Raw genomic sequence first — 21,165 nt, 5'->3', positions numbered from 1 at the left:
CCGCCGCCCTCCGCCCCACTGACACCTCGTCTCAGAACAGACCAAGGAAGAGATGACTACCCAGGCTTCCGCGCCGCCCACGACCAAGTCGCAGGCGCTCCGCTCGTACGACGTCGCCGACTTCCCGGCCCTGACCGGCCTGGAGGAGGAGTGGCGCTTCACCCCGCTCAAGCGCCTGCGCGGCCTGACCGCGTCGGCGCAGGGCGCGACCGGCGCGGTCCGGCACGAGTACGGTGACCTGCCCGAGGGCGTCACCGTCGACCGGATCGGCCGGGACGACCCCCGGGTCGGCAGCGTGCTCACCCCGTTCGACCGGGTCAGCGCGCTCGCGTACGGCGGTGCCGACGGCGCGCTGCTGGTGCGGGTCGACCGCGACGCGGTGGTGGAGCAGCCGGTGCGCCTGCGGGTGGTCGGCGAGAACGCCGAGGCCCTCGCCTTCGGCCACACGTTCGTCGAGGTGGACCGGTTCGCCGAGGCCACAGTGGTGATCGAGCACGTCGGCTCGGCCACGCTGGCCGACAACGTCGAGGTGTCGGTGGGCGACGGGGCAAAGCTGACCCTGGTCACGGTCGCCGACTGGGCCGACGACGCGGTGCAGGCGCAGCACCTCAAGGTGCGGCTGGGCCGCGACGCCCGGATCCTGCACGTGCAGGTCAGCCTCGGCGGCGACCTGGTCCGGCAGTACACGTCGGTGGAGTACACCCAGCGCGGCGGCGAGGCCGAGCTGTACGGCGTCTACTTCGCCGACTCCGGCCAGCACCTGGAGCACCGGCAGCTGGTCGACCACACCGTGCCGGACTGCCGCAGCAACGTCGGCTACCGGGGCGCGCTGCAGGGCGACGACGCGCACACGGTCTGGGTCGGCGACGTGCTGATCCGGGCCGAGGCGACGGGCACCGACACGTACGAGATCAACCGGAACCTGCTGCTCACCGACGGCGCGCGGGCCGACTCCGTACCCAACCTGGAGATCGAGACCGGCGAGATCGCCGGCGCCGGGCACGCCAGCGCGACCGGCCGGTTCGACGACGAGCAGCTGTTCTACCTGATGGCCCGGGGCATCCCGGAGGCCGAGGCGCGGCGCCTGGTGGTGCGCGGCTTCTTCGCCGAGCTGATCAACAAGATCCCGGTCGAGGACCTGCGCGAGCGCCTGGGCGACGCCATCGAGGCCCGGCTGGCGAAGGCCGGCGCCTGATGCTCAAGATCTGCTCCACCGAGGACGTGCCGAAGGGCACCGCGATCAGCGCCGACGTGGACGGCGTGCAGGTCGCGATCGTGCACGGCGAGGACGACGTGTTCTACGCGGTGCGCGACGAGTGCTCGCACGCCGCCGTGGCGCTGTCCGAGGGCGAGGTCGAGGGCTGCACGCTGGAATGCTGGCTGCACGGATCCCGTTTCGACCTGCGTACCGGTGAGCCGACCGGGCTGCCCGCGACCGAACCCGTACCCGTCTATTCCGTCGAAGTCCGCGACGGCGACATCTACCTTTCCGTGGACGGCGACGGCCGTCCGCTGCCGAGCAATGGAGTGACCCGCTGATGAGCACCCTGGAGATCCGCGACCTGAAGGTGTCGGTCAAGCTGCCCGAGGGTGAGCTCAAGCCGATCCTGCACGGGGTCGACCTGACCGTGCGCTCCGGCGAGACGCACGCCATCATGGGCCCGAACGGCTCCGGCAAGTCCACGCTGGCGTACTCGATCGCCGGTCACCCGAAGTACGAGATCACCGGCGGCGAGGTGACCCTCGACGGCGAGGACGTGCTGTCCATGTCCGTCGACGAGCGGGCCCGCGCCGGCCTCTTCCTGGCCATGCAGTACCCGGTCGAGGTTCCCGGCGTGTCCGTGGCCAACTTCCTGCGTACCGCCAAGACCGCCATCGACGGCGAGGCGCCGAAGCTGCGCACCTGGGCCGGCGAGCTGCGCGGCGCCATGGAGAAGCTCCAGATGGACCCGGCGTTCGCCCAGCGCAACGTCAACGAGGGCTTCTCCGGCGGCGAGAAGAAGCGGCACGAGATCGTGCAGCTGGAGCTGCTCAAGCCGAAGATGGCCATCCTCGACGAGACCGACTCCGGCCTGGACGTGGACGCGCTGCGCGTGGTCAGCGAGGGCGTGAACCGGGTACGCGACACCGGCGACACCGGCCTGCTGCTGATCACCCACTACACCCGCATCCTGCGCTACATCAAGCCGGACTTCGTGCACGTCTTCGTGGCCGGCCGGATCGTCGAGCAGGGCGGCCGGGAGCTGGCCGACAAGCTCGAGGAAGAGGGCTACGAGCGGTACGTCGCCGGGGCCGGCGCGGCGCGGGCCTGAGACTCGACATGACCTCGATGGCCATCCCGGCGGGCATGCCGCAGTACGACGACGTGCCGCGCTTCGACGTGGCGAAGGTGCGGGCCGACTTCCCGATCCTCGACCGGGAGGTCAACGGTCACCCGCTCGTCTACCTGGACAGCGCGAACACCTCGCACAAGCCGCGGCAGGTGCTCGACGTGCTCGCCGAGCACTACGCGATGCACAACGCCAACGTGTCGCGCTCGGTGCACACGCTGGGCACCGAGGCGACCGAGGCGTACGAGGGCGCGCGGGCGAAGATCGCCGCGTTCATCAACGCGCCGAGCGTGGACGAGGTGGTGTTCACCAAGAACTCCACCGAGGCGATCAACCTCGTGGCGTACGCGTTCTCCAACGCCTCGCTGCGCCCGGACGGCGACCCGCGGTTCCGGCTGGGCCCCGGCGACGAGATCGTGATCTCCGAGATGGAGCACCACTCGAACATCGTCCCGTGGCAGCTGCTGGCGGAGCGTACCGGCGCGACCCTGCGCTGGTTCCCGGTCACCGACCAGGGCCGGCTCGACGAGTCCGGCCTGGACGACCTGGTCACCGAGCGGACGAAGATCGTCTCGCTGGTGCACATGTCGAACATCCTCGGCACCGTCAACGCCACCTCGCGGATCACCGCGCGGGTGCGTGAGGTCGGCGCGCTGCTGCTGCTCGACTGCTCGCAGTCGGTGCCGCACCTGCCGATGGACGTGGTCGACTACGACGCCGACTTCATCGTCTTCACCGGGCACAAGATGTGCGGGCCGACCGGCATCGGCGTGCTCTGGGGCCGGGGCGAGCTGCTCGCCGCGATGCCCCCGGTGATGGGTGGCGGCTCGATGATCGAGACGGTCACGATGGCGGGCTCGACGTTCGCCGCGCCGCCGGCCCGGTTCGAGGCGGGCACCCCGCCGATCGCCGAGGCGGTGGCGCTCGGCGCGGCGGTGGACTACCTCACCGCGATCGGCATGCCGGCCATCCAGTGGCATGAGAAGGAGCTGACGGCGTACGCGCTGGACGCCCTCGCCACAGTGCCCGGCCTGCGGATCTTCGGTCCGACGGTGCCGGTCGGCCGGGGCGGGACGATCTCCTTCGCGCTCGGTGACGTGCACCCGCACGACGTCGGGCAGGTGCTCGACTCGCTCGGCGTGCAGGTGCGGGTGGGCCACCACTGCGCCCGGCCGGTGTGCACCCGGTTCGGGGTGCCGGCGACGACGCGGGCGTCGTTCTACCTGTACAACACCACCGCGGAGATCGACGCCCTGGTGGCGGGTCTGGAGCAGGTGCGGAAGGTGTTCGAGTGAGCGGCGACGCAGGAGTCCGCGAGTCGACAGGAGCTCAGCCTGATGCAACTTGATTCTCTTTATCAGGAGATCATCCTGGACCACTACAAGCACCCGCACGGCCGCGGCCTGCGGGACGCGGCGGACCCGGCCGCCCGGGTCGGCGAGGCGCACCACGTCAACCCGACCTGCGGCGACGAGATCACCGTACGGGTGGCGACCGACGGCAGCGTGTTCACCGACATCTCGTACGACGGGATGGGCTGCTCGATCAGCCAGGCGTCGGCGAGCATCCTGCACGAGCTGCTGCGCGGCAGGGCCGCGAGCGACGCCGCTGTGGTGCACGAGGCGTTCGTGGAGTTGATGTCCGGACGGGGCCAGGTCACGCCGGACGAGGACGTGCTCGGAGACGGGGTGGCGTTCGCGGGTGTCGCGCGCTTTCCGGCCCGGGTCAAGTGCGCGCTGTTGTCGTGGATGGCGTTCAAGGACGCCGCGGCACGCGCCGGGGTGGGCGTGAGCCCGGAGGTGAAGGCATGAGCGACGAGAACATGACCCCCGAGGCCGGCGCGGTGGCAACGGACGGCACGGCCGTCAACGGGGCTGTTGCTGACGGCGCGGCCGCGGGTGCGGCGGCGCCGGCCGGCGGCAAGGCCGCGATCGGTGACATCGAGGAGGCGATGAAGGACGTCGTCGACCCGGAGTTGGGCATCAACGTGGTCGACCTGGGCCTGGTGTACGGCGTCCACGTCGACGACGAGAACGTCGCCACCCTGGACATGACGCTGACCTCGGCGGCCTGCCCGCTGACCGACGTGATCGAGGACCAGGCCCGGCAGGCGCTGACCACCGGTCCCGGCGGCGGCCTCGTCAACGACATCCGGATCAACTGGGTGTGGCTGCCGCCGTGGGGCCCCGACAAGATCACCGACGAGGGGCGCGATCAGCTCCGCTCGCTCGGCTTCAACGTCTGACCGTTCCCCGGTCACCGCTGCGGGCGCGGCACCCCTACCAAGGGGTGCCGCGCCCGCACTGCTTCCCGCCCTCGCCCTCGCCCCCCGACTCCCCGTCCCGTCTCCTTTCTGAATCCCTCGGCACTACTTCGTTCCGCCGTCCCACCAGGTCCGCCATCCCACCTTCAAGACCGCGTCCCAGCTGCCGAGCGCCCGCGTCCACTCGTCAGGACCCCGAAGATCTTGGTACGAAACGGCCCCTATGAGGGCCCTTTCCTACCAAGATCTCCAGTCCGGGCCGGAGCTCCCCGGCGATCTTGCACATCCTGCCCGGGCGGATCGGACATTCCGACTGTCTCCAGGGCCGTAAGTGCAAGATCGCCGGGGAAGAGGGGGCGGGTGGGGGAGGGGGACGGCGGCGGGGTGGAAATGGGTGGCGGGGTGGGGGAGGGGGTCGCAGGATGAGGGCGTGATCGAGGCGTACCCGAAGCAGGTTTCTGTCCGTGCGGCCATGGCCGCACGCCGACAGCGCACCCTGCCGCCGGCCGCCTCGCCCCACCACCCGTCGTCGTGACCGGGGCGTTCCTCGCCGGCCTGGTCGCCGGCTACGGCGTCGCCATCCCGGTCGGCGCGATCGCGATCCTCATCCTCGGGCTCAGTGCGCGTACCTCGTTCCGGGTCGGGTCGGCGGCGGCGCTCGGCGTGGCCACCGCCGACGGTCTCTACGCGGCAGTGGCGGCGCTCGGTGGCGCCGCGGTGGCGAGTGGGCTCGCGCCGTTCGCGGGTCCGCTGCGGCTGCTCGCCGCGGGGGTGCTGCTGGCCCTCGCCGTCCTCACCGCCTGGCGCGCGCTGCGCCCACCACCCACGACGCAACAGCCGGGCGCGCCGCCCACGACGCAACAGCCGGGCACGCCGCCCACCTCGCAACAGCCGAGCGCGCGGGGTGGCCTGGACACGCCGGTACGGGCGTTCGCCGCGGTTCTCGCCCTGACCCTGCTCAACCCGGCCACTGTGGTCTACTTCGTGGCGCTCGTCCTCGGCCGGGGTGACGTGCTCGGCTCCGGCCCGTCGGGCGCGGCCGCCTTCACCCTCGGGGTGTTCGTCGCCTCGGCCAGCTGGCAGTTGCTGATCGCCGGGGGTGGCACGCTGATCGGCCGGGCCCTCACCGGTCCCCGTGGGCGGCGGGTCACCGCGCTGCTGTCCAGCGTCATCATCGCGGCCCTCGCGGTCGCCACAGTGCTCGGTGTCTGATCGAAGAGGGCGGCCACGTTTGTGTCGGCCCGATTACCGGGCCGTTCATGATCCGTTACCGGGGGATCGGCCGAGACGGCAGCTCCGGTCGGCGGAAAGATCCATTCCCGGTCCCGCGTCCGGCCACAGGTGCCCTCGCCCGTCAGGCCGGCCGGCGCGCCCTTGCGAAGCGCGGATCCCGCAGGCCGGGACGGAGTAGATCACCGTCCAGGTAGAACCGCATCACCTTTCCGGGTGATGTCCGGAGTCGCGAGTGGTCCTAGGGTCACGGAACAATCTGTGGACCGTTCACGTACGTCCGGTCATCTCCGCCGGTCATGCGTCGGTCCACACCCGACCGCACAGGGGGAAGACTTGAGGATCACCCTGGGGCGTCCGCCGCGCGACCGGCAACCCGCCGGCCTGCCGCGGCGCGGACGGACCGCTGCCCTCCTCGTCGCCGCGCTGGCCGCGGCGACGCTTCCCGTTCTCGCGGCGCCCGCGCCCGTCTCCGCCGCACCCGCTGTCCACGGACCGTGGCAGAAGGTGGACGGCAAGCCGGCGACCACCAAGGCGGGCCGCAAGGCCGCTGTCAAGGCCAAGCGGCTGGCCGCGTACAAGCTGGACCGCGGCACCATGAAGGGGCTGCTGGACAACGCGCCGGCCGAGAAGCGCGTGGCGGTGGCCCGCGTGCCGAAGCAGGTGGTGTCGCTGCCCGCTCCGGACGGCACGTTCCAGCGTTTCGAGCTGGTCGACTCGCCGGTCATGGAGGCCGGCCTGGCCGCCAGGCATCCGGAGATCACCACGTACGCCGGCAAGGGCCTGGACGACCCGACCGCGACCATCCGCGCGGACCTCACCCCGCTCGGGTTCCACGCCTCGGTCCGTTCGACCGAGGGCAACTGGTACATCGACCCGTACTACCAGCGCGACCAGAGTCTGTACGCGAGCTACTTCGCCCGCGACCTGGAGCACCCCGAGGGTGAGTTCGTCGAGCGTGAGGACGTCACGCAGGAGGCGCACGCCCTGGCCGAGGAGATCGCCGAGGCGGAGGTCCCGGCCGGGCCGCTGGTGAAGCTGCGCACCTACCGGGTGGCGCTGGTGACCGACCCGTCGTACGCCACCTACTTCGGCGCGGAGAACGTCACCGCCGCCAAGGTGACGCTGATGAACCGGGTCACCCAGATCTACGAGGACGAGACCGCGATCCGGCTCGTCCTGATCAACGACACCGACAAGACCAACCTGAACACGCCGGCCCTGGCCACCGAGCCGAACGGCCCGTGCGGCGCGGCGGCCTGCTTCACGCCGGCGCAGCTCACCTCCTGCGGCAGCGGCACGCTCAGCCGTAACCGGATCGTGCTCGGCCAGCTGGTCGGCGCGAGCAACTACGACGTGGGCCACGTCGGCCTGGGCGTCAACGGCGGCGGCGTGGCGAGCCTCGGCGTGATCGGCGGCAACGGCAAGGCGCAGGGCTGCACCGGCCTGCCGACGCCGGTCGGCGACTTCTACGCGGTCGACTACGTCTCGCACGAGATGGGTCACCAGTTCGCCGGCAACCACACCTTCAACGGCACCCAGTACAACTGCTCGGGCGGCAACCGCAGCGCGGCCAACTCGTACGAGCCGGGCAGCGGTTCGTCGATCATGGCGTACGCGGGCATCTGCCAGCAGGACAACCTCCAGCCGCACAGCGACCCGTACTGGTCGCACCGCAGCTACACCGAGATCACCAACTACGTCACCTCGAACCGTCCGGCGATCAACGAGGTGCAGAACGTCTCGCTGTACGGGTTCGACGCCGACGGTGACTCGTTCACCATCAGCTACGCGGGCACCGGCTCGGCGCCGATCGTTCGGGGCGTCAACTACACCACCGCCGGCATCAAGGCCGCCATCGAGGGCATCGCCGGCTGGCCGGCCGGCGCGACCGTCACCGTGGCCGCCTTCGGTGGCAGCGGCACGCTCAACGACAACGGCTTCCAGGTGACCTTCGGCGGCACGCTGGCGACCACGAACGTGGCGTCGCTGGAGCTTACCGGCGTCTCCGGCGCCTCCGGTTTCGTCGGCGAGACGGCCAAGGGCGGCGCCATCGACAACGGCGGCTGGCTGGTCGAGGAGACCACCAACCACGCCCCGGTGGTCACCGTCCCGGAGGCCGTCACCATTCCGGTGCGTACGCCGTTCGCGCTGACCGGCAGCGCCACCGACGCCGACGGCGACACGGTCACGTACCTGTGGGAGCAGAACGACAGGGGCGCCACGACCGGCACCGCGCTGACGAACAACACGAAGGTCAACGGTCCGCTGTTCCGGGTGTTCGGCGAGGCGGCGATCGTGTCGCCGACCGACACGCTGAGGTACCACTCGCCGGGTCTGAACTCGGTCACCACCGACTCGACCCGGGTCTTCCCGGACATGGCGCAGATCCTGGCGGGCAACACCAACGCCGCCACCGGCACCTGCCCGGCCCCGCCTGCGCCGCCGGCCACCGGTGGCGCCTCGAACGTGCCCGCCGAGCTGGTCGACTGCTACTCGGAGTTCCTGCCCACCCGCGACTGGGTCGGCATGGCCGGTGACCGGACGCTGCACTTCAAGCTCACCGCCCGGGACGGGCGGCTGGGTGGCGGCGGCATCGGCAGCGCCGACGTCGCCGTGGTGCTGGCGCCGGACGCCGGTCCGTTCCTGGTGACCTCGCAGGACACCGCGGCCGTTCTGGACGGCGGCTCGACCCAGACCGTGACGTGGGACGTCGCCGGCACCGACGTGGCGCCGGTGAACGCCGCCCAGGTGAAGATCTCGCTGTCCGCCGACGGCGGGCAGACCTTCCCGTACGTGCTGGCCGAGCAGACCGCGAACACCGGCACCGCGACGGTGACGCTGCCGAACGTGGCGACCGAGAAGGCCCGGATCAAGATCGAGGCGGTCGGCAACGTCTTCTTCGACGTCAACGACGCCGACTTCACCATCCGGTCCGCCCCGGTCGTCACCACCACCGCCCCGGACGGCGGCGTACGGGTGCAGTACAGCGACGCGCTCTCGCCGGCCGTGACGGTCACCGCGACCGACGGCGACACCGCCGGCGCGGACCTGACCGCTGCGGCCACCGGGCTGCCCGCCGGCCTGTCCCTGGCCGTCGAGAGCACCTCGACGACGGACGCCCGGCCCGGGTCGCGCACCTGGACGGTCGCCGGCACCACCACGGCGGCCCCGGGTGACTACCCGGTCACCGTGACCGTGTCCGACGGCTCCGGGCTGACCGGCAGCACGTCGTTCACAGTCACCGTCGCCGCCGAGGACGCGGCCGTCAGCTGGGCCGGTGACACGCTCGTCAACACCGCGACCGGCGGCGCGTCCGGCCAGGCTCTGCTGCGCGCCGTGGTCCGGGACAGCTCGGTGCTGCCCGGGGCGACGGACACCACAGCCGGTGACGTCCGTACCGCCACCGTCACCTTCACCAAGGGTGGCGTGACGCTCTGCACCGGTGTGCTCGACCTGCTCGGCACGGCCACCACCACCGCGTCCGCGGCGTGCACGGCCACCCTGCCGACGGGCACGCACACGGTCACCGCAACCGTGGACGGCAACTACACGGGCAGCACCACCACCCAGGTGACTGTCGCCGTCTCCGACGGCGGGTTCCTCACCGGCGGCGGCGAGTTCACCGCCACCCGCTCGGCGGGGACCTACCCGGCCGACGTGAACTCCACCGTCGAGGTGGAGCTGAACGCGAAGCCGGGCAAGGCGAACAAGCCCGCCACGGGCAAGGCCGAGGTCGAGTTCCGCTCCGGCGGGAAGTCGTACACGATCAAGGCAGGCACCGTCGACGCGCTCGGCATCACCTCGGCGGGCAAGGTCGCCCAGGTGCGCTACCAGGCCGCCCTGTACGACAACAAGGGCAAGCTGGTGGCCTCCGGCCTGACCCTGGCCGTGACGGTGACCGACCGGGGCGCCCCCGGCAGGAACGACACCGTCGGGGTGACCCTGTGGCGGGGCGGCTCCCTGCTCCTGTCGTCCGACTGGACGGGCGGCGCGACCGCCGAGGTCAAGCTGAAGGGCGGCAACCTCACCGTCCACTGACGCGCACGGAAAACGCGGGAGGACACCGGGACCGGGTGTCCTCCCGCGTTCCGTTTTTCCGGCCGGCGGCTTTTCAGAATTGGAGCCGTGGGCCGGCGGTGAACGGATTGAGTTCGATTCAGGCCGGGCAGGAACCTTCGTGCCAATTCAGTTTTGTGACGGCCATCGGCAGATAGAAGATGTTTCCGCCCTTCGGTACGCAGGTGGTGCGGGTGCTCGTCGATCCGTCCGGCCAGGTATAGACATACTCCATGTCGACGTTTCGGGACGTGTAGTTGTAGTAGGTCAGGGCCGGGACGCTGCCGGACCATTCACTGCTGGTCACCAGGGATGGAGTCTCGACGGGTGCGGGCGCCGGGAAGGCCCAGTTGGGCCAGACGCAGAACGTTCCCGGCTGACAGTTTCCGGGTGGCCATGCCTCGTCGGAGCTTTCCGGCGCCGCTGCCGAGGCGGGGGTGGCAGTGGCGAGCAGGCCAGCCAGGCTTGCGGCGAGTGTGATGGATTTCAGCAGCACGGGGGCACCCTCCGAAACAATTGTCGATTGACAAGCGACGTTATCAGTCAAAATTTGACTGGTCAAGTACTTGCGTTTTTCGGCCCAGATCGCTAATCCGCACTCAGGTTCGCCGCGGAATTCAGGGCGGGTGGTTCGCCGGGCAACCCGGGCCGCTTGGGTAGGGTCGGTGGCATGAGCAGCCGACCCGCCGCCGGGGGCGGCCGGTGGGTCGAGGTCGACCCCGGCCGCGTGACCCGCTGGGTCGAGGGCTTCACCGGCCGGCACGGCCCGCCGACCACCACCGTCCACGAGTACGGACTGCTGCTCACCGCCCCGGACGGCGCCACCGCCGAGCTGCACACTCCGCCCGGCGCGAGCGCGTCGGCCGACGTACCCGGATTCGTCGCCGCCGCCGGCGCGGCCCGCCGGTTCGGTCTGCTCCTGGCCCGCAAGGGCGCGGTCGCGGTCGGCATCGCCGACGGTACCGATCTGGTGGTCTCCAAGGTGGACACCCGGTACGTGCAGGGGCGTACCGCGGCGGGCGGCTGGTCCCAGCAGCGGTTCGCCCGGCGGCGCGACAACCAGGCGAAGGCCGCGCTGGGCGACGCGGCCGAGCTGGCCGTGCGCCTGCTGTTGCCGGAGGCGGGCACGCTGGCGGCGCTGGTGTGCGGCGGCGACCGGCGCGCGGTGGACACGGTGCTGGCCGACCGGCGGCTGGCCCCGCTCGCGGAGCTGCGCGCGCCGCGCCTGCTCGACGTGCCGGAGCCCCGGCACGCGGTGCTGGTGGCCGCCGTCGCCGCCGCCCGGGCGGTCCACATCCTGGTCCGCTGAACAGGAAAGATCACCTCAAGACGGCTCAATCCCGCTCCTCGATGATGCATCGAATCGACTCGATGCATAAGGTCGGTGTCACGAAGCGGCGGGTCTCCGGGCGACCCGCAGGGCCAGCTTCGCCTCCGCCATCACGCGCCGACATCGTTGGGAGAGAACAACTTCATGAGCGGATATCAGGACGGCCGCCTGCGGGCCCGGTGGCGCCGTGCGACGAGACTCCTCGTCGTAGCGGCGGCGATGAGCGCCGGAACCCTCGTGCTCACCGCGACACTGACGGCCGGCACGGCGAACGCGGCCACCGGCCCGGTCGAGCGCGCCGCGCTCGCCGCGCCCACCCTCGCCAGCGTCACTGCGGGCGGCGCGCACACGTGCGCGATCAGCACCGACGGGGGACTGTGGTGCTGGGGCTCGAACTACGGCGGTCAGCTCGGCGACAGGACCACCACGAACCGCAGCGCCCCGGCGCAGGTCGGCACCGCCACCTGGACGAACGTCGACGCCGGCTCCGGGCACACCTGCGCGGTCCGCACGGACGGGACGCTGTGGTGCTGGGGCTCGAACTTCCGGGGTCAGCTCGGCGACGGGACCACCGCCAGCCGCAGCACCCCGGTGCAGGTCGGCACCGCGACCACCTGGGCCCGGGTCGACGCCGGCCCTCAGCACACCTGCGCGATACGCACCGACGGCACGCTCTGGTGCTGGGGATTCAACCGGACCACCCAGCTGGGCGTCGGCGTCTCGCCGTACGTCGCGAACACCCCGCTGCAGGTCGGCACGGCCACCGACTGGGTGAGCGTCTCGACCGGCTACGGGCACACCTGCGGTATCCGGACCGGCGGCACGCTCTGGTGCTGGGGGTCCAGCTCGGACGGCCAGCTCGGACTGGGCAACCTGGCTCCCCAGACGGCACCCGCGCAGGTCGGTACCGCGACCGGGTGGACGGGCGTCGCGGCCGGGTACGCGCACACCTGCGGGGTCCGGTCCGGCACGCTGTGGTGCTGGGGCGAGAACGGATACGGGCAGCTCGGCGTGAGCGGCACCTACCGGACCGCGCCGGTGCAGATCGGCACCGTCACCACCTGGAGCCGGATCGCCGCGAGCAGCGACACGTCCTGCGCGTCGCGTACCGACGGCAGCCTGTGGTGCTGGGGGAAGAACTCGGCCGGGCAGGTGGGCGACGGCAGCACCACCCACCGGTCCGCGCCCGCCCAGGCCGGCACGGCCACCACCTGGACCGGCGGCCTCGCGGTCACCGACCACGGCTGCGGGATCCGTACCGACGGCGGCCTGTGGTGCTGGGGTGACAACAGCGGTGGTCAGCTGGGCGACGGGACGACAGTCAACCGGTCCACCCCGGGGCAGGTGACCCTGCCGGCCTGACCGGCCGGACGAACGACATCGGCCCGCACCGCTGACGAGGTCAGCGGTGCGGGCCGATGCGCGGAGCGGCTCAGGCCCCCGAACCGAAGGTGTCGCAGGACTTCGGGTCGCCGGTGGTGAAGCCCTTGGTGAACCACTGCTTGCGCTGCTCCGAGCTGCCGTGGGTGAACTCGTCCGGGTTCACCGGCCGGCCGGACCGCTGCTGGATCGCGTCGTCGCCGATCTTCTCGGCGGTGTCGATGGCCTGCGAGATGTCCTGCTCGGTGATGCTCTTGAAGATCTTCTGGCCCTTGTCGTCGGCCGTGCCGGTGGCGTTCTTCGCCCAGGCCCCGGCGTAGCAGTCGGCCTGGAGCTCCAGCTTGACCGAGAGCGCGTTGGCGCTCTGCGGGTCGCGCTGCTGCTGACGGCGCATCTGCGCCTCGGTGCCGAGCAGGTCCTGCACGTGGTGGCCGTACTCGTGGGCCAGCACGTACGGCTGGGCGAACTCGCCCTCGGCGCCGAGCTGGTCGGCGAGCAGCTTGTAGAAGCTGAGGTCGATGTAGACCAGGTCGTCGGCCGGGCAGTAGAACGGGCCCACGCCCGAGTCGGCCGCGCCGCAGGCCGTGCTCACGTTCTGGCTGAAGAACACCGTCTTCGACGGCCGGTACTGCTCGCCGAACGCCTCCGGCATGGCGGTACGCCAGTACGCCTGGATCGAGTTGACGTAGAGCGCGTTGCGGCAGTCGAGCTGCTTCAGCCCGTCCTCCGCCGAGCACTTCTGCTCCAGCGACGTGTTGTCGCCCTGCTCGGAACCGCCGCCGTTGGTGGCGGCGTTGAGGCCGAACCCGCCGCCCACCAGGGCGACGAGCACGGCGATGATGATGCCCACGATCCCGCCGCGGCCGCCGCCGATCGGGATCGGAATACCCATCCCGCCGCCTCCGCCGGACCCTCGCCGGTCGTCCACCTGGCTGGTGTCGACCCGCGCGTTCTCGTTCAGCTCCATGTTGACCCCGATCACCGATGTGTCCGTATGTGGTGGTTGCGGTACCGGACCGGGTCCGGACGGCGGGTTTCGTACCCGATGATCTTGCACGGTAATCCGGCGGAAGGGGTCGGCGGAGCCCGGTACACTTGTTCCCGTGCTGCGCTGCGAAGGCTGAACGGCCCCGCGCCGACGGGAAATCACCACCCGCCGGCGCTTTCGCGTGCCCTGAATCAGCCTTTCCGGACCCGAGAGCGAGTACTCCGAAATGATCACTGCCACCGGCCTGGAACTGCGTGCCGGTTCCCGGATCCTGCTGTCCGACACCACCCTGCGGGTGCAGCCGGGGGACCGGATCGGCCTGGTCGGCCGTAACGGCGCCGGCAAGACCACCACACTCAAGGTGCTCGCCGGGGAGGGCCAGCCGTACGGCGGCCAGATCGACCGGCGCAGCGCCATCGGCTACCTGCCGCAGGACCCGCGCACCGGTGACCTGGACGTCACCGGCCGGGACCGGGTGCTCTCCGCCCGCGGCCTGGACGTGCTCATGGCGCAGATGAAGGAGCTGGAGGACAAGCTCGCCGAGGGCGCCGACGACGAGCGGCTGGTCCGCCGCTACGGCGCGCTGGAGGACCAGTTCGCCTCGCTCGGCGGCTACGCGGCCGAGGCCGAGGCGGCCCGGATCTGCGCCAACCTCGGCCTGCCCGACCGCGCCCTGGCGCAGACCATCGGCACGCTCTCCGGCGGTCAGCGCCGCCGCATCGAGCTGGCCCGGATCCTGTTCCGCGACGCCGGCGAGAACGGCGGCGGCATCCTGCTGCTCGACGAGCCCACGAACCACCTCGACGCCGACTCGATCACCTGGCTGCGCGGCTTCCTCGCCAACCACAAGGGCGGCCTGATCGTGATCTCCCACGACGCCTCGCTGCTGGAGGCCGTGGTCAACAAGGTCTGGTTCCTGGACGCCACCCGGTCCGTGGTCGACACGTACAACCTGGGCTGGAAGGCGTACCTGGAGGCGCGGGAGACCGACGAGCGGCGCCGCCGCCGGGAGCGGGCCAACGCCGAGAAGAAGGCCGGCGCGCTGATGGCGCAGGCGGACAAGATGCGGGCCAAGGCCACCAAGACCGTCGCCGCCCAGAACATGGCCCGGCGCGCCGAGCGCCTGCTCTCCGGTCTCGACGAGGTCCGCGTCGCGGACAGGGTCGCGAAGGTACGGTTCCCGAACCCCGCGCCGTGCGGCAAGACGCCGCTGACCGCGACCGGCCTGTCCAAGTCGTACGGGTCGCTGGAGATCTTCACCGACGTCAGCGTGGCGGTGGACCGGGGTTCCCGGGTGGCCATCCTCGGCCTCAACGGCGCCGGCAAGACCACGCTGCTGCGGATGCTCGGCGGGCTGCTGGAGCCGGACACCGGCGAGGTGCACCCCGGGCACGGGCTGCGGCTGGGCTACTACGCCCAGGAGCACGAGACGCTCGACGTGGACCGGACGATCCTGGAGCACATGCGCAGCGCCGCGTCCGACCAGACCGACACCGACCTGCGCAAGATCCTCGGCGCGTTCCTGTTCTCCGGCGAGGACGTGGACAAGCCGGCCGGTGTGCTCTCCGGTGGCGAGAAGACCCGGCTGGCGCTGGCCACGCTGGTGTGTTCCGGCGCCAACGTGCTGCTGCTGGACGAGCCGACGAACAACCTCGACCCGGTCAGCCGCGAGCAGGTGCTGGACGCGATCGCCCGCTACCCGGGCGCGATCGTGCTGGTCACGCACGACCCGGGCGCGGTCTCCGCGCTCAAGCCGGACCGCGCCATCCTGCTGCCCGACGGCGACGAGGACGCCTGGTCCGACGACCTCCTGGAGCTGGTAGAGCTGGCCTGACCCCCGTCCCCGCGCTCCCACCCCCCTTGTCCCCGTCGATCATGAAGTTGGCGGCACTTTTGGAGATCCACACCGCCGCCAACTTCATGATCGACCGGGTGAGGACAGCGGGGTGAGCCGGGCGGGGTGGGGCGGTCAGGTCAAGAGGGCGGCCAGGTGGGGGAGGGCGCCGGAGGTGAGCAGGATGGTCGCGCCGATGGCGATGAAGATCGCCGGGACCAGCCAGTGGCCGGCGCGGCCGACCAGCGCCACCACCCGGGGGTGACCGCCGAGCGCGGCGGCGACCGCGCACCAGACCGCCACCAGCACGGCGAACACCAGCAGCCAGATCAGGCCGGTGATCGGGTCGAGGGCGCGGAACACCGGCACGTAGACGGCGATGTTGTCCGCGCCGTTCGCGATCGTCACCCCGGCGACGCCGAGCAGGCTGCCGACCACCGCCGCCGGCTCGTCGTCGTCGCGCCGGGTCAGCAGCGCGCGTACGCCGAGCGCGATCGGCAGCAGCCCCAGCAGCCCGGGCCACGGGTCCGGCACCACGAGCAGCCCGGCGGCGGCCACCACCGCGACCGCGACGAGCGCGCCGATGCCCGCGTACTGACCGGCGACGATCTGCCAGGGCCGGGGCCGGCCGCTGTGCCGGGACGCCACGAACAGCACGGTGAGCACGACGACGTCGTCGAGGTTGGTGGCGGCGAACACGCCGGCCGCGGCGGCCGCGGCGGTGATCGGTTCGGTCACCCCGGCAGGGTACGGGCCGGGCGGTACGGATCAGCCGGTCGAAAGGATCACTCTATCGGGAAGCTGACATTGCGTAGCGTGTCGGTTGGCGAATAGTTGATATCTGGCGCATGATCGTCCGAGGCGGTCTAATAGGTGGGACCGTATCCGAACCGCACAGTCTGGGACGTGAGGAATCAGCATGGCAGCCACCGGCACAGCCACCAGCACTGAGAAGGGTCGCCGGATCGTCGGGGCCGAGCGCCAGACGCTCGCCAAAGACCTGGTAAAGCGGTACACCGGGGGTGAGAGCATCCGTGCTCTGGCGGCCTCGACGGGCCGTTCCTACGGGTTCATCCACCGTGTGCTCACCGAGTCCGGGGTGCAGCTGCGGCAGCGCGGCGGCGCCCGGCGCCGGAAGAAGGCGTGACCCGCCCCCCAGCGTCGTCCACCAGCGCGTTCCGGGGCGTCCGGTGACCGCCGAGACGACCGGAGTGCGCTTCGACTGCGACGGGCCGGTTGCGACGGTGACGTTGTGCCGGCCCGACGTGCTCAACGCGCAGACCCCGGCGATGTGGCGCGCGATGAGCGACTTCTCCCGCGACCTGCCCGGCGACGTCCGCGTCGTCGTCGTACGCGGAGAGGGGCGAGCCTTCTCCGCGGGCCTGGACCTGGCGGTCGCCGGTGCGACCGGGCCGGGCTCCTTCGCCGAGCTGGCCGCGATGCCGGAGGCGGAGTGCGCCGACCGGATCGCCGAGTACCAGGGCGGATTCACCTGGCTGCACCGGCCGGACGTGGTGTCGATCGCCGCCGTGCAGGGCCACGCCATCGGCGCCGGCTTCCAGCTCGCGCTGGCCTGCGACATGCGGGTGCTCGCCGCCGACGCCAAGCTCTCGATGGCCGAGGTGACCCTCGGTCTGGTTCCCGACCTGGCCGGCACGCGCCGCCTGGTCGAGCTGGTCGGCTACTCCCGGGCGCTGGAGATCTGCGCCACCGGCCGTCGGATGGACGCCACCGAGGCGGACCGGATCGGTCTGGCCACGCTCGTGGTGCCCAACGACGAGCTGGACGGTGCCGTGCGTGACCTCTCCGCCGGGCTGCTCGCGAACAACCGGGACGCGATCATCGAGATCAAGGCGCTGCTCGCGGGCGCGGCCGGCCGCTCGCACGCCGAGCAGCAGCGCGCCGAGCGGGAGGCGCAGACCCGGCGGATCCGGGACCTGGCCGGGCGGGGCGAATAGCCGGGACGGCGATTTCGTAAGGACCGCCCGGGAAGATCTGGGTTACTCGCGAGGTTGTCACAGGCGTCGGGAGAATGGACTCCGACGGTTCATGCTGCCCTGACGACCCGGAGGTGACGAGTGTCCCACCCCATGGCCGGCGGCGGCATGGGCGGCTGGAGCATGCTCCGGTCGCTGCGTAACCGCGACGAGGTCTCCGCCCACGAGCTCAAGCGCGGCACCGCCCGGCGGATCGTCGCGTTCGCCCGGCCCTACCGGCGCGACATCGTCGTCTTCCTGATCACCGTCATCGTCGCCGCGGTGATCGGCGTGGCCACGCCGCTGCTCGCCGGCGACGTCATCGACGCGATCGCCGAGGGCGGCGCCGACGCCCGCTCGACAGTGGTCCGGCTCGCCCTGATCATCGCCGCGCTCGCCGTGGCCGACGCGCTGTTCTCCCTGGTCCAGCGGTGGTATTCGGCCCGCATCGGCGAGGGCATCATCCTCGACCTGCGCACCCGGGTGTACGACCACGTCCAGCGGATGCCGTTGCAGTTCTTCACCCGCACCCAGACCGGCGCCCTGGTCAGCCGGCTCAACAACGACGTGCTCGGCGCCCAGCGAGCGTTCACCTCGACGCTGTCGGGCGTGGTCAGCAACGTCATCCAGCTCGTGCTCACCGCCGCGGCGATGCTCGTGCTGTCCTGGCAGATCACCGTGCTGGCGCTGGTGCTGCTGCCGATCTTCATCATCCCGGCGCGCCGGGTCGGCCGGCGGCTGGCCGAGATCACTCGCGAGTCGTACAACCTCGACGCCAAGATGAACGCGACCATGACCGAGCGGTTCGGTGTGGCGGGCGCGCTCCTGGTCAAGTTGTTCGGCGCGCCGGAGGTGGAGGCCGACCGGTTCGCCCGCCGGGCCGAGCGCGTACGCGACATCGGCATCCAGTCCGCGATGTACTCGCGGACGTTCTTCGTCGCGATGCTGCTCGTCGCGTCGCTGGCCCAGGCGCTGACGTACGGCGTCGGCGGCTGGCTGGCGGTCACCGGGGCGGTCAGCGCCGGCACCGTCGTCAAGCTGGCGCTGCTGCTGACCCGTCTCTACGGTCCGCTGACCGCGCTGTCCAACGTCCGGGTCGACGTGATGAGCGCGCTCGTCTCGTTCGACCGCGTCTTCGAGGTGCTCGACCTGCGCCCGTCCATCACCGAGAAGCCCGACGCGATGCCGGTGCCGCGCGGCAACGGCCGGGTCGAGTTCCGCGACGTGCGCTTCCGTTACCCGAGCGCCGCCGAGGTGTCGCTCGCCTCCCTGGAGGAGGTCTCGACCCTCGACCGGACGGTCAACGAGCCGGTGCTCAGGGGCGTCTCGTTCGCCGTCGAGCCGGGGCAGATGGTGGCCCTGGTCGGCCCCTCCGGCGCGGGCAAGTCGACGCTGTCCATGCTGATCTCCCGGATCTACGACGTCAGCGACGGCCAGGTGCTGGTCGGTGGCGTCGACGTACGGGACGCGACGCTCGCCTCCCTCCGCGACGAGATCGGCGTCGTCACCCAGGACTCGCACCTGTTCCACGAGACCATCCGGGAGAACCTGCGCTACGCGAAGCCGGACGCCACCGACGACGAGATCTGGGCGGCGCTGGCCGGCGCGCAGGTCGCCGACCTGGTTCGGGCGCTGCCCGACGGGCTCGACACGACAGTCGGCGAGCGGGGCTACCGCTTCTCCGGCGGCGAGAAGCAGCGCATCGCCATCGCCCGGCTGCTGCTCAAGGCCCCGTCGATCGTGATCCTCGACGAGGCCACCGCGCACCTGGACTCGGAGAGCGAGGCGGCGGTGCAGCGGGCGTTGTCGGTGGCGTTGACCGGGCGTACCGCGCTGGTCATCGCGCACCGGCTCTCCACAGTGCGCGACGCCGACCAGATCCTCGTGCTCGACGAGGGCCGGATCGTGGAGCGGGGCCGGCACGACGAGCTGGTGGCCGTCGGCGGCCTGTACGCCGAGCTGTACCGCACCCAGTTCGCGGTCACCGACTCGGCCGCGCCCCACGCCGAGGCCGAGCAGCCCGAGCCGGTGGTGACCACAGTGCCGATGGGCACCTACGTCGCCCACGAGGCCATGCCCCCGGCAACGGCCAACTAGCCCAGCGGCGTGGCCACACCCCCGGCGCCGGACCGGTGGCACCGGACGACCGAAGCCCCAAGCCGCGACGACCGAAGCTCCAAGCCGCGACGACCGAAGCTCTGACCCGCGAGGACAGAAGCCCTAACCCGCGACGACCGCGGCGCGCAGCTCGGCGAACGCGGCGCCGAGCGTCTCCGGGGTGAAGTGGGCGTTCAGGCCGCTCGGGTTGGGCAGCACCCAGAGCCGGGCCGTCGCGAGCGTCTCCGGCTGCGGCCCGAAACCGGCCTTCGGCCGGGCGAACCCGATCCGGTACGCGGTCACCCCGACCACCGCCACCCAGCGCGGCCGGTAGCGCTCGACCTTCGCGGTGAGCGTGGCCGCTCCGTCGACGAGTTCGCCGGCGGTGAGCTCGTCGGCGCGGGCACTGGCCCGGGCCACCATGTTGGTGATGCCGAGGCCCAGCGCCGGAAGCGTGTCCTGTTCGCTGGGGTGCAGCAGGCGCGGCGTGAAGCCGCCCCGGTGCAGGGCGGGCCAGAACCGGTTGCCCGGGCGGGCGAAGTGCCAGCCGGTGGCCGCCGACCACAGGCCCGGGTTGATGCCGACGAACAGCACGTCCAGGCCGGGCGTGATCACGTCGGGCAGCAGCCGGTCGGCGGCCGCGGCGAGCTGCTCCCGGCTGGGCCGGGGGTGACGGCGGGCGGGCGTGCCCGGTCCGGGCGCGGCCTCGGGCCGCCCACCGGCCGGTCGCCGTCGATCGCTCACCGACCCGCCGTCTCGCGTGACCGGCCCGGCGTCTCGTGTGACCGGCCCGGCGTCTCGTGTGACCGGCCCGGCGTCTCGTGTGACCGGCCCGGCGCGGGCGTGGCCACCCGCACCCGGCTCACCGGAACCGTCGCCGCGGGAGAGCCGTCCACCGCACCCACCGTCACAGCCCGCGCAGCGCGCCGCCGTCGACCGGGACGGTGATCCCGGTGACGTACCCGGCGGCGGGGGAGAGCAGGAACGTGGCCACCTTGCCGAACTCCGCCGGGTCGCCGATGCGCCCGAGCGGAATCGCCGCCTCGGCCTGCGCGCGGGCCCGCTCGGGGTCGCCGGAGCCGGCCAGCAGCTCCCGGTTGCGGTCGGTCATGATCCGTCCCGGCAGCAGACTGACCACGCGTACGCCGCGCGGGCCGAACTCGTCGGCCATGTCCTTGGCGACGCCGGCCAGGCCCGGCCGCAGCCCGTTGGAGATGCCGAGGCCGGGCAGCGGTCCGCGTACCGAGGTGGACAGCACCAGCCCGATCGCGCCGCCGTCGGTGAGCGCCCCGGCCACCGTGCGGGCGAGCCGGACACTGCCCAGGAAGACCGTCTCGAACGACTCGCGCCACTGCTCGTCGGTGACTGTGGCGGCGGTGCCGGGCGGGGGGCCGCCGACCGAGATCAGCGCGCCGTCGAGGCGGCCGAAGTGTTCCCGGGCGGCGGCGACGAGCCGCTCCGGCGTGGCGGGGTCGGTGAGGTCGGCGGTCAGCCCGATCGCCCGCAGCGGGTCACCGAGCGCCTCGACGGCGGCGGCCACCCGTTCCGGGGTACGCGCGGAGACGACCACCCGGGCGCCGTCGGCGACGAGTTGTTCGGCGGTGGCGAAGCCGAGGCCGCCGGAGGCGCCGGTGAGCACGTACACCCGGTCGGCGAGTCCGAGATCCATACACCGATC

The 21,165-nt window shown here is 71.8% G+C and carries 19 protein-coding genes; 14 read left to right on the top strand and 5 right to left on the bottom strand.

All coding sequences use genetic code 11. The annotated features are described in order from the left end of the window. The first annotated feature begins 52 nt into the window (after positions 1-52). The 8 genes from sufD to GA0070562_RS13010 all read left to right on the top strand — a co-directional run bounded on the left by sufD (position 53) and on the right by GA0070562_RS13010 (position 9,864). The gene (gene sufD / locus GA0070562_RS13045) at positions 53-1,195 is read left to right on the top strand and encodes a Fe-S cluster assembly protein SufD (protein WP_091420400.1); all 1,143 of its coding nucleotides are present in this window, start codon (positions 53-55) and stop codon (positions 1,193-1,195) included. Beyond that, positions 1,195-1,539 (top strand): non-heme iron oxygenase ferredoxin subunit, encoded by a 345-nt coding sequence (locus GA0070562_RS13040; protein WP_091420398.1) that lies wholly within the window; start codon positions 1,195-1,197, stop codon positions 1,537-1,539. Before sufD ends, GA0070562_RS13040 begins: the two co-directional genes overlap by 1 nt. Further along, positions 1,539-2,312, top strand: coding sequence for a Fe-S cluster assembly ATPase SufC (gene sufC / locus GA0070562_RS13035; RefSeq protein ID WP_013287444.1), 774 nt, complete (start codon positions 1,539-1,541; stop codon positions 2,310-2,312). The genes GA0070562_RS13040 and sufC overlap by 1 nt, the downstream gene beginning before the upstream one ends. Before the next feature lie 8 nt (positions 2,313-2,320). Beyond that, positions 2,321-3,625, top strand: coding sequence for a cysteine desulfurase (locus tag GA0070562_RS13030; RefSeq protein ID WP_091420395.1), 1,305 nt, complete (start codon positions 2,321-2,323; stop codon positions 3,623-3,625). A gap of 42 nt (positions 3,626-3,667) precedes the next feature. Further along, positions 3,668-4,141: a Fe-S cluster assembly sulfur transfer protein SufU gene (sufU, locus tag GA0070562_RS13025; protein WP_091420393.1), complete on the top strand. Its 474-nt coding sequence runs from the start codon at positions 3,668-3,670 to the stop codon at positions 4,139-4,141. Further along, positions 4,138-4,575 carry a metal-sulfur cluster assembly factor gene (locus tag GA0070562_RS13020; RefSeq protein WP_172967963.1) on the top strand — a complete coding sequence of 146 codons (438 nt, stop codon included), beginning with the start codon at positions 4,138-4,140 and terminating at the stop codon, positions 4,573-4,575. Before sufU ends, GA0070562_RS13020 begins: the two co-directional genes overlap by 4 nt. 549 nt (positions 4,576-5,124) lie before the next feature. Further along, positions 5,125-5,805, top strand: coding sequence for a LysE family transporter (locus tag GA0070562_RS13015; RefSeq protein WP_091420391.1), 681 nt, complete (start codon positions 5,125-5,127; stop codon positions 5,803-5,805). A gap of 354 nt (positions 5,806-6,159) precedes the next feature. Continuing rightward, positions 6,160-9,864: a reprolysin-like metallopeptidase gene (locus tag GA0070562_RS13010; RefSeq protein WP_254663789.1), complete on the top strand. Its 3,705-nt coding sequence runs from the start codon at positions 6,160-6,162 to the stop codon at positions 9,862-9,864. Positions 9,865-9,982: 118 nt separating this feature from the next. Here GA0070562_RS13010 and GA0070562_RS29935 read toward each other — a convergent pair whose 3' ends face one another. Further along, positions 9,983-10,378, bottom strand: coding sequence for a hypothetical protein (locus tag GA0070562_RS29935; RefSeq protein ID WP_139135453.1), 396 nt, complete (start codon positions 10,376-10,378; stop codon positions 9,983-9,985). A gap of 174 nt (positions 10,379-10,552) precedes the next feature. On the opposite strand from GA0070562_RS29935, the gene GA0070562_RS13005 reads away from it, so the two are divergent. Both GA0070562_RS13005 and GA0070562_RS13000 read left to right on the top strand, forming a co-directional pair. Then, on the top strand, positions 10,553-11,191 hold the full coding sequence (locus GA0070562_RS13005; RefSeq protein WP_091420387.1) for an acVLRF1 family peptidyl-tRNA hydrolase: 639 nt from the start codon (positions 10,553-10,555) through the stop codon (positions 11,189-11,191). Between the two features lie 165 nt (positions 11,192-11,356). Then, entirely contained in the window at positions 11,357-12,574 is a 1,218-nt protein-coding gene (locus GA0070562_RS13000) for an RCC1 domain-containing protein (protein ID WP_091420384.1), read from the top strand. A 70-nt stretch (positions 12,575-12,644) separates the two neighbouring features. Here the strand turns inward: GA0070562_RS13000 and ypfJ are convergent, their stop codons facing one another. Then, a complete protein-coding gene (ypfJ, locus tag GA0070562_RS12995) occupies positions 12,645-13,559 on the bottom strand; it encodes a KPN_02809 family neutral zinc metallopeptidase (protein ID WP_091421915.1) in 915 nt (304 codons plus the stop codon). Between the two features lie 247 nt (positions 13,560-13,806). On the opposite strand from ypfJ, the gene GA0070562_RS12990 reads away from it, so the two are divergent. Next, on the top strand, positions 13,807-15,414 hold the full coding sequence (locus GA0070562_RS12990; RefSeq protein WP_091420381.1) for an ABC-F family ATP-binding cassette domain-containing protein: 1,608 nt from the start codon (positions 13,807-13,809) through the stop codon (positions 15,412-15,414). Between the two features lie 135 nt (positions 15,415-15,549). Here the strand turns inward: GA0070562_RS12990 and GA0070562_RS12985 are convergent, their stop codons facing one another. Then, the gene (locus GA0070562_RS12985; RefSeq protein ID WP_091420379.1) at positions 15,550-16,152 is read right to left on the bottom strand and encodes a cadmium resistance transporter; all 603 of its coding nucleotides are present in this window, start codon (positions 16,150-16,152) and stop codon (positions 15,550-15,552) included. A gap of 181 nt (positions 16,153-16,333) precedes the next feature. Here GA0070562_RS12985 and GA0070562_RS12980 point away from each other — a divergent pair, with 181 nt between their 5' ends. From GA0070562_RS12980 to GA0070562_RS12970, 3 genes are all read left to right on the top strand, one after another. Next, positions 16,334-16,561, top strand: coding sequence for a helix-turn-helix domain-containing protein (locus GA0070562_RS12980; RefSeq protein WP_007072022.1), 228 nt, complete (start codon positions 16,334-16,336; stop codon positions 16,559-16,561). Between the two features lie 43 nt (positions 16,562-16,604). After that, positions 16,605-17,372: an enoyl-CoA hydratase/isomerase family protein gene (locus GA0070562_RS12975; protein WP_091420376.1), complete on the top strand. Its 768-nt coding sequence runs from the start codon at positions 16,605-16,607 to the stop codon at positions 17,370-17,372. Between the two features lie 132 nt (positions 17,373-17,504). Further along, positions 17,505-19,487, top strand: a complete 1,983-nt coding sequence (locus tag GA0070562_RS12970) for an ABC transporter ATP-binding protein (RefSeq protein ID WP_091420374.1) — start codon at positions 17,505-17,507, stop codon at positions 19,485-19,487. 123 nt (positions 19,488-19,610) lie between these two features. Here GA0070562_RS12970 and mug read toward each other — a convergent pair whose 3' ends face one another. After that, positions 19,611-20,231 (bottom strand): G/U mismatch-specific DNA glycosylase, encoded by a 621-nt coding sequence (mug, locus tag GA0070562_RS12965; protein ID WP_091420372.1) that lies wholly within the window; start codon positions 20,229-20,231, stop codon positions 19,611-19,613. 163 nt (positions 20,232-20,394) lie between these two features. Then, the gene (locus GA0070562_RS12960) at positions 20,395-21,156 is read right to left on the bottom strand and encodes an SDR family oxidoreductase (RefSeq protein ID WP_091420369.1); all 762 of its coding nucleotides are present in this window, start codon (positions 21,154-21,156) and stop codon (positions 20,395-20,397) included. Between the last annotated feature and the right edge of the window lie 9 nt (positions 21,157-21,165).

The sequence above is a fragment of the Micromonospora tulbaghiae genome, assembly GCF_900091605.1.
GTDB lineage: Bacteria > Actinomycetota > Actinomycetes > Mycobacteriales > Micromonosporaceae > Micromonospora > Micromonospora tulbaghiae.
Note: the sequence above shows the minus strand (reverse complement) of the source record. Positions and strands in the feature narration are given on the sequence as shown.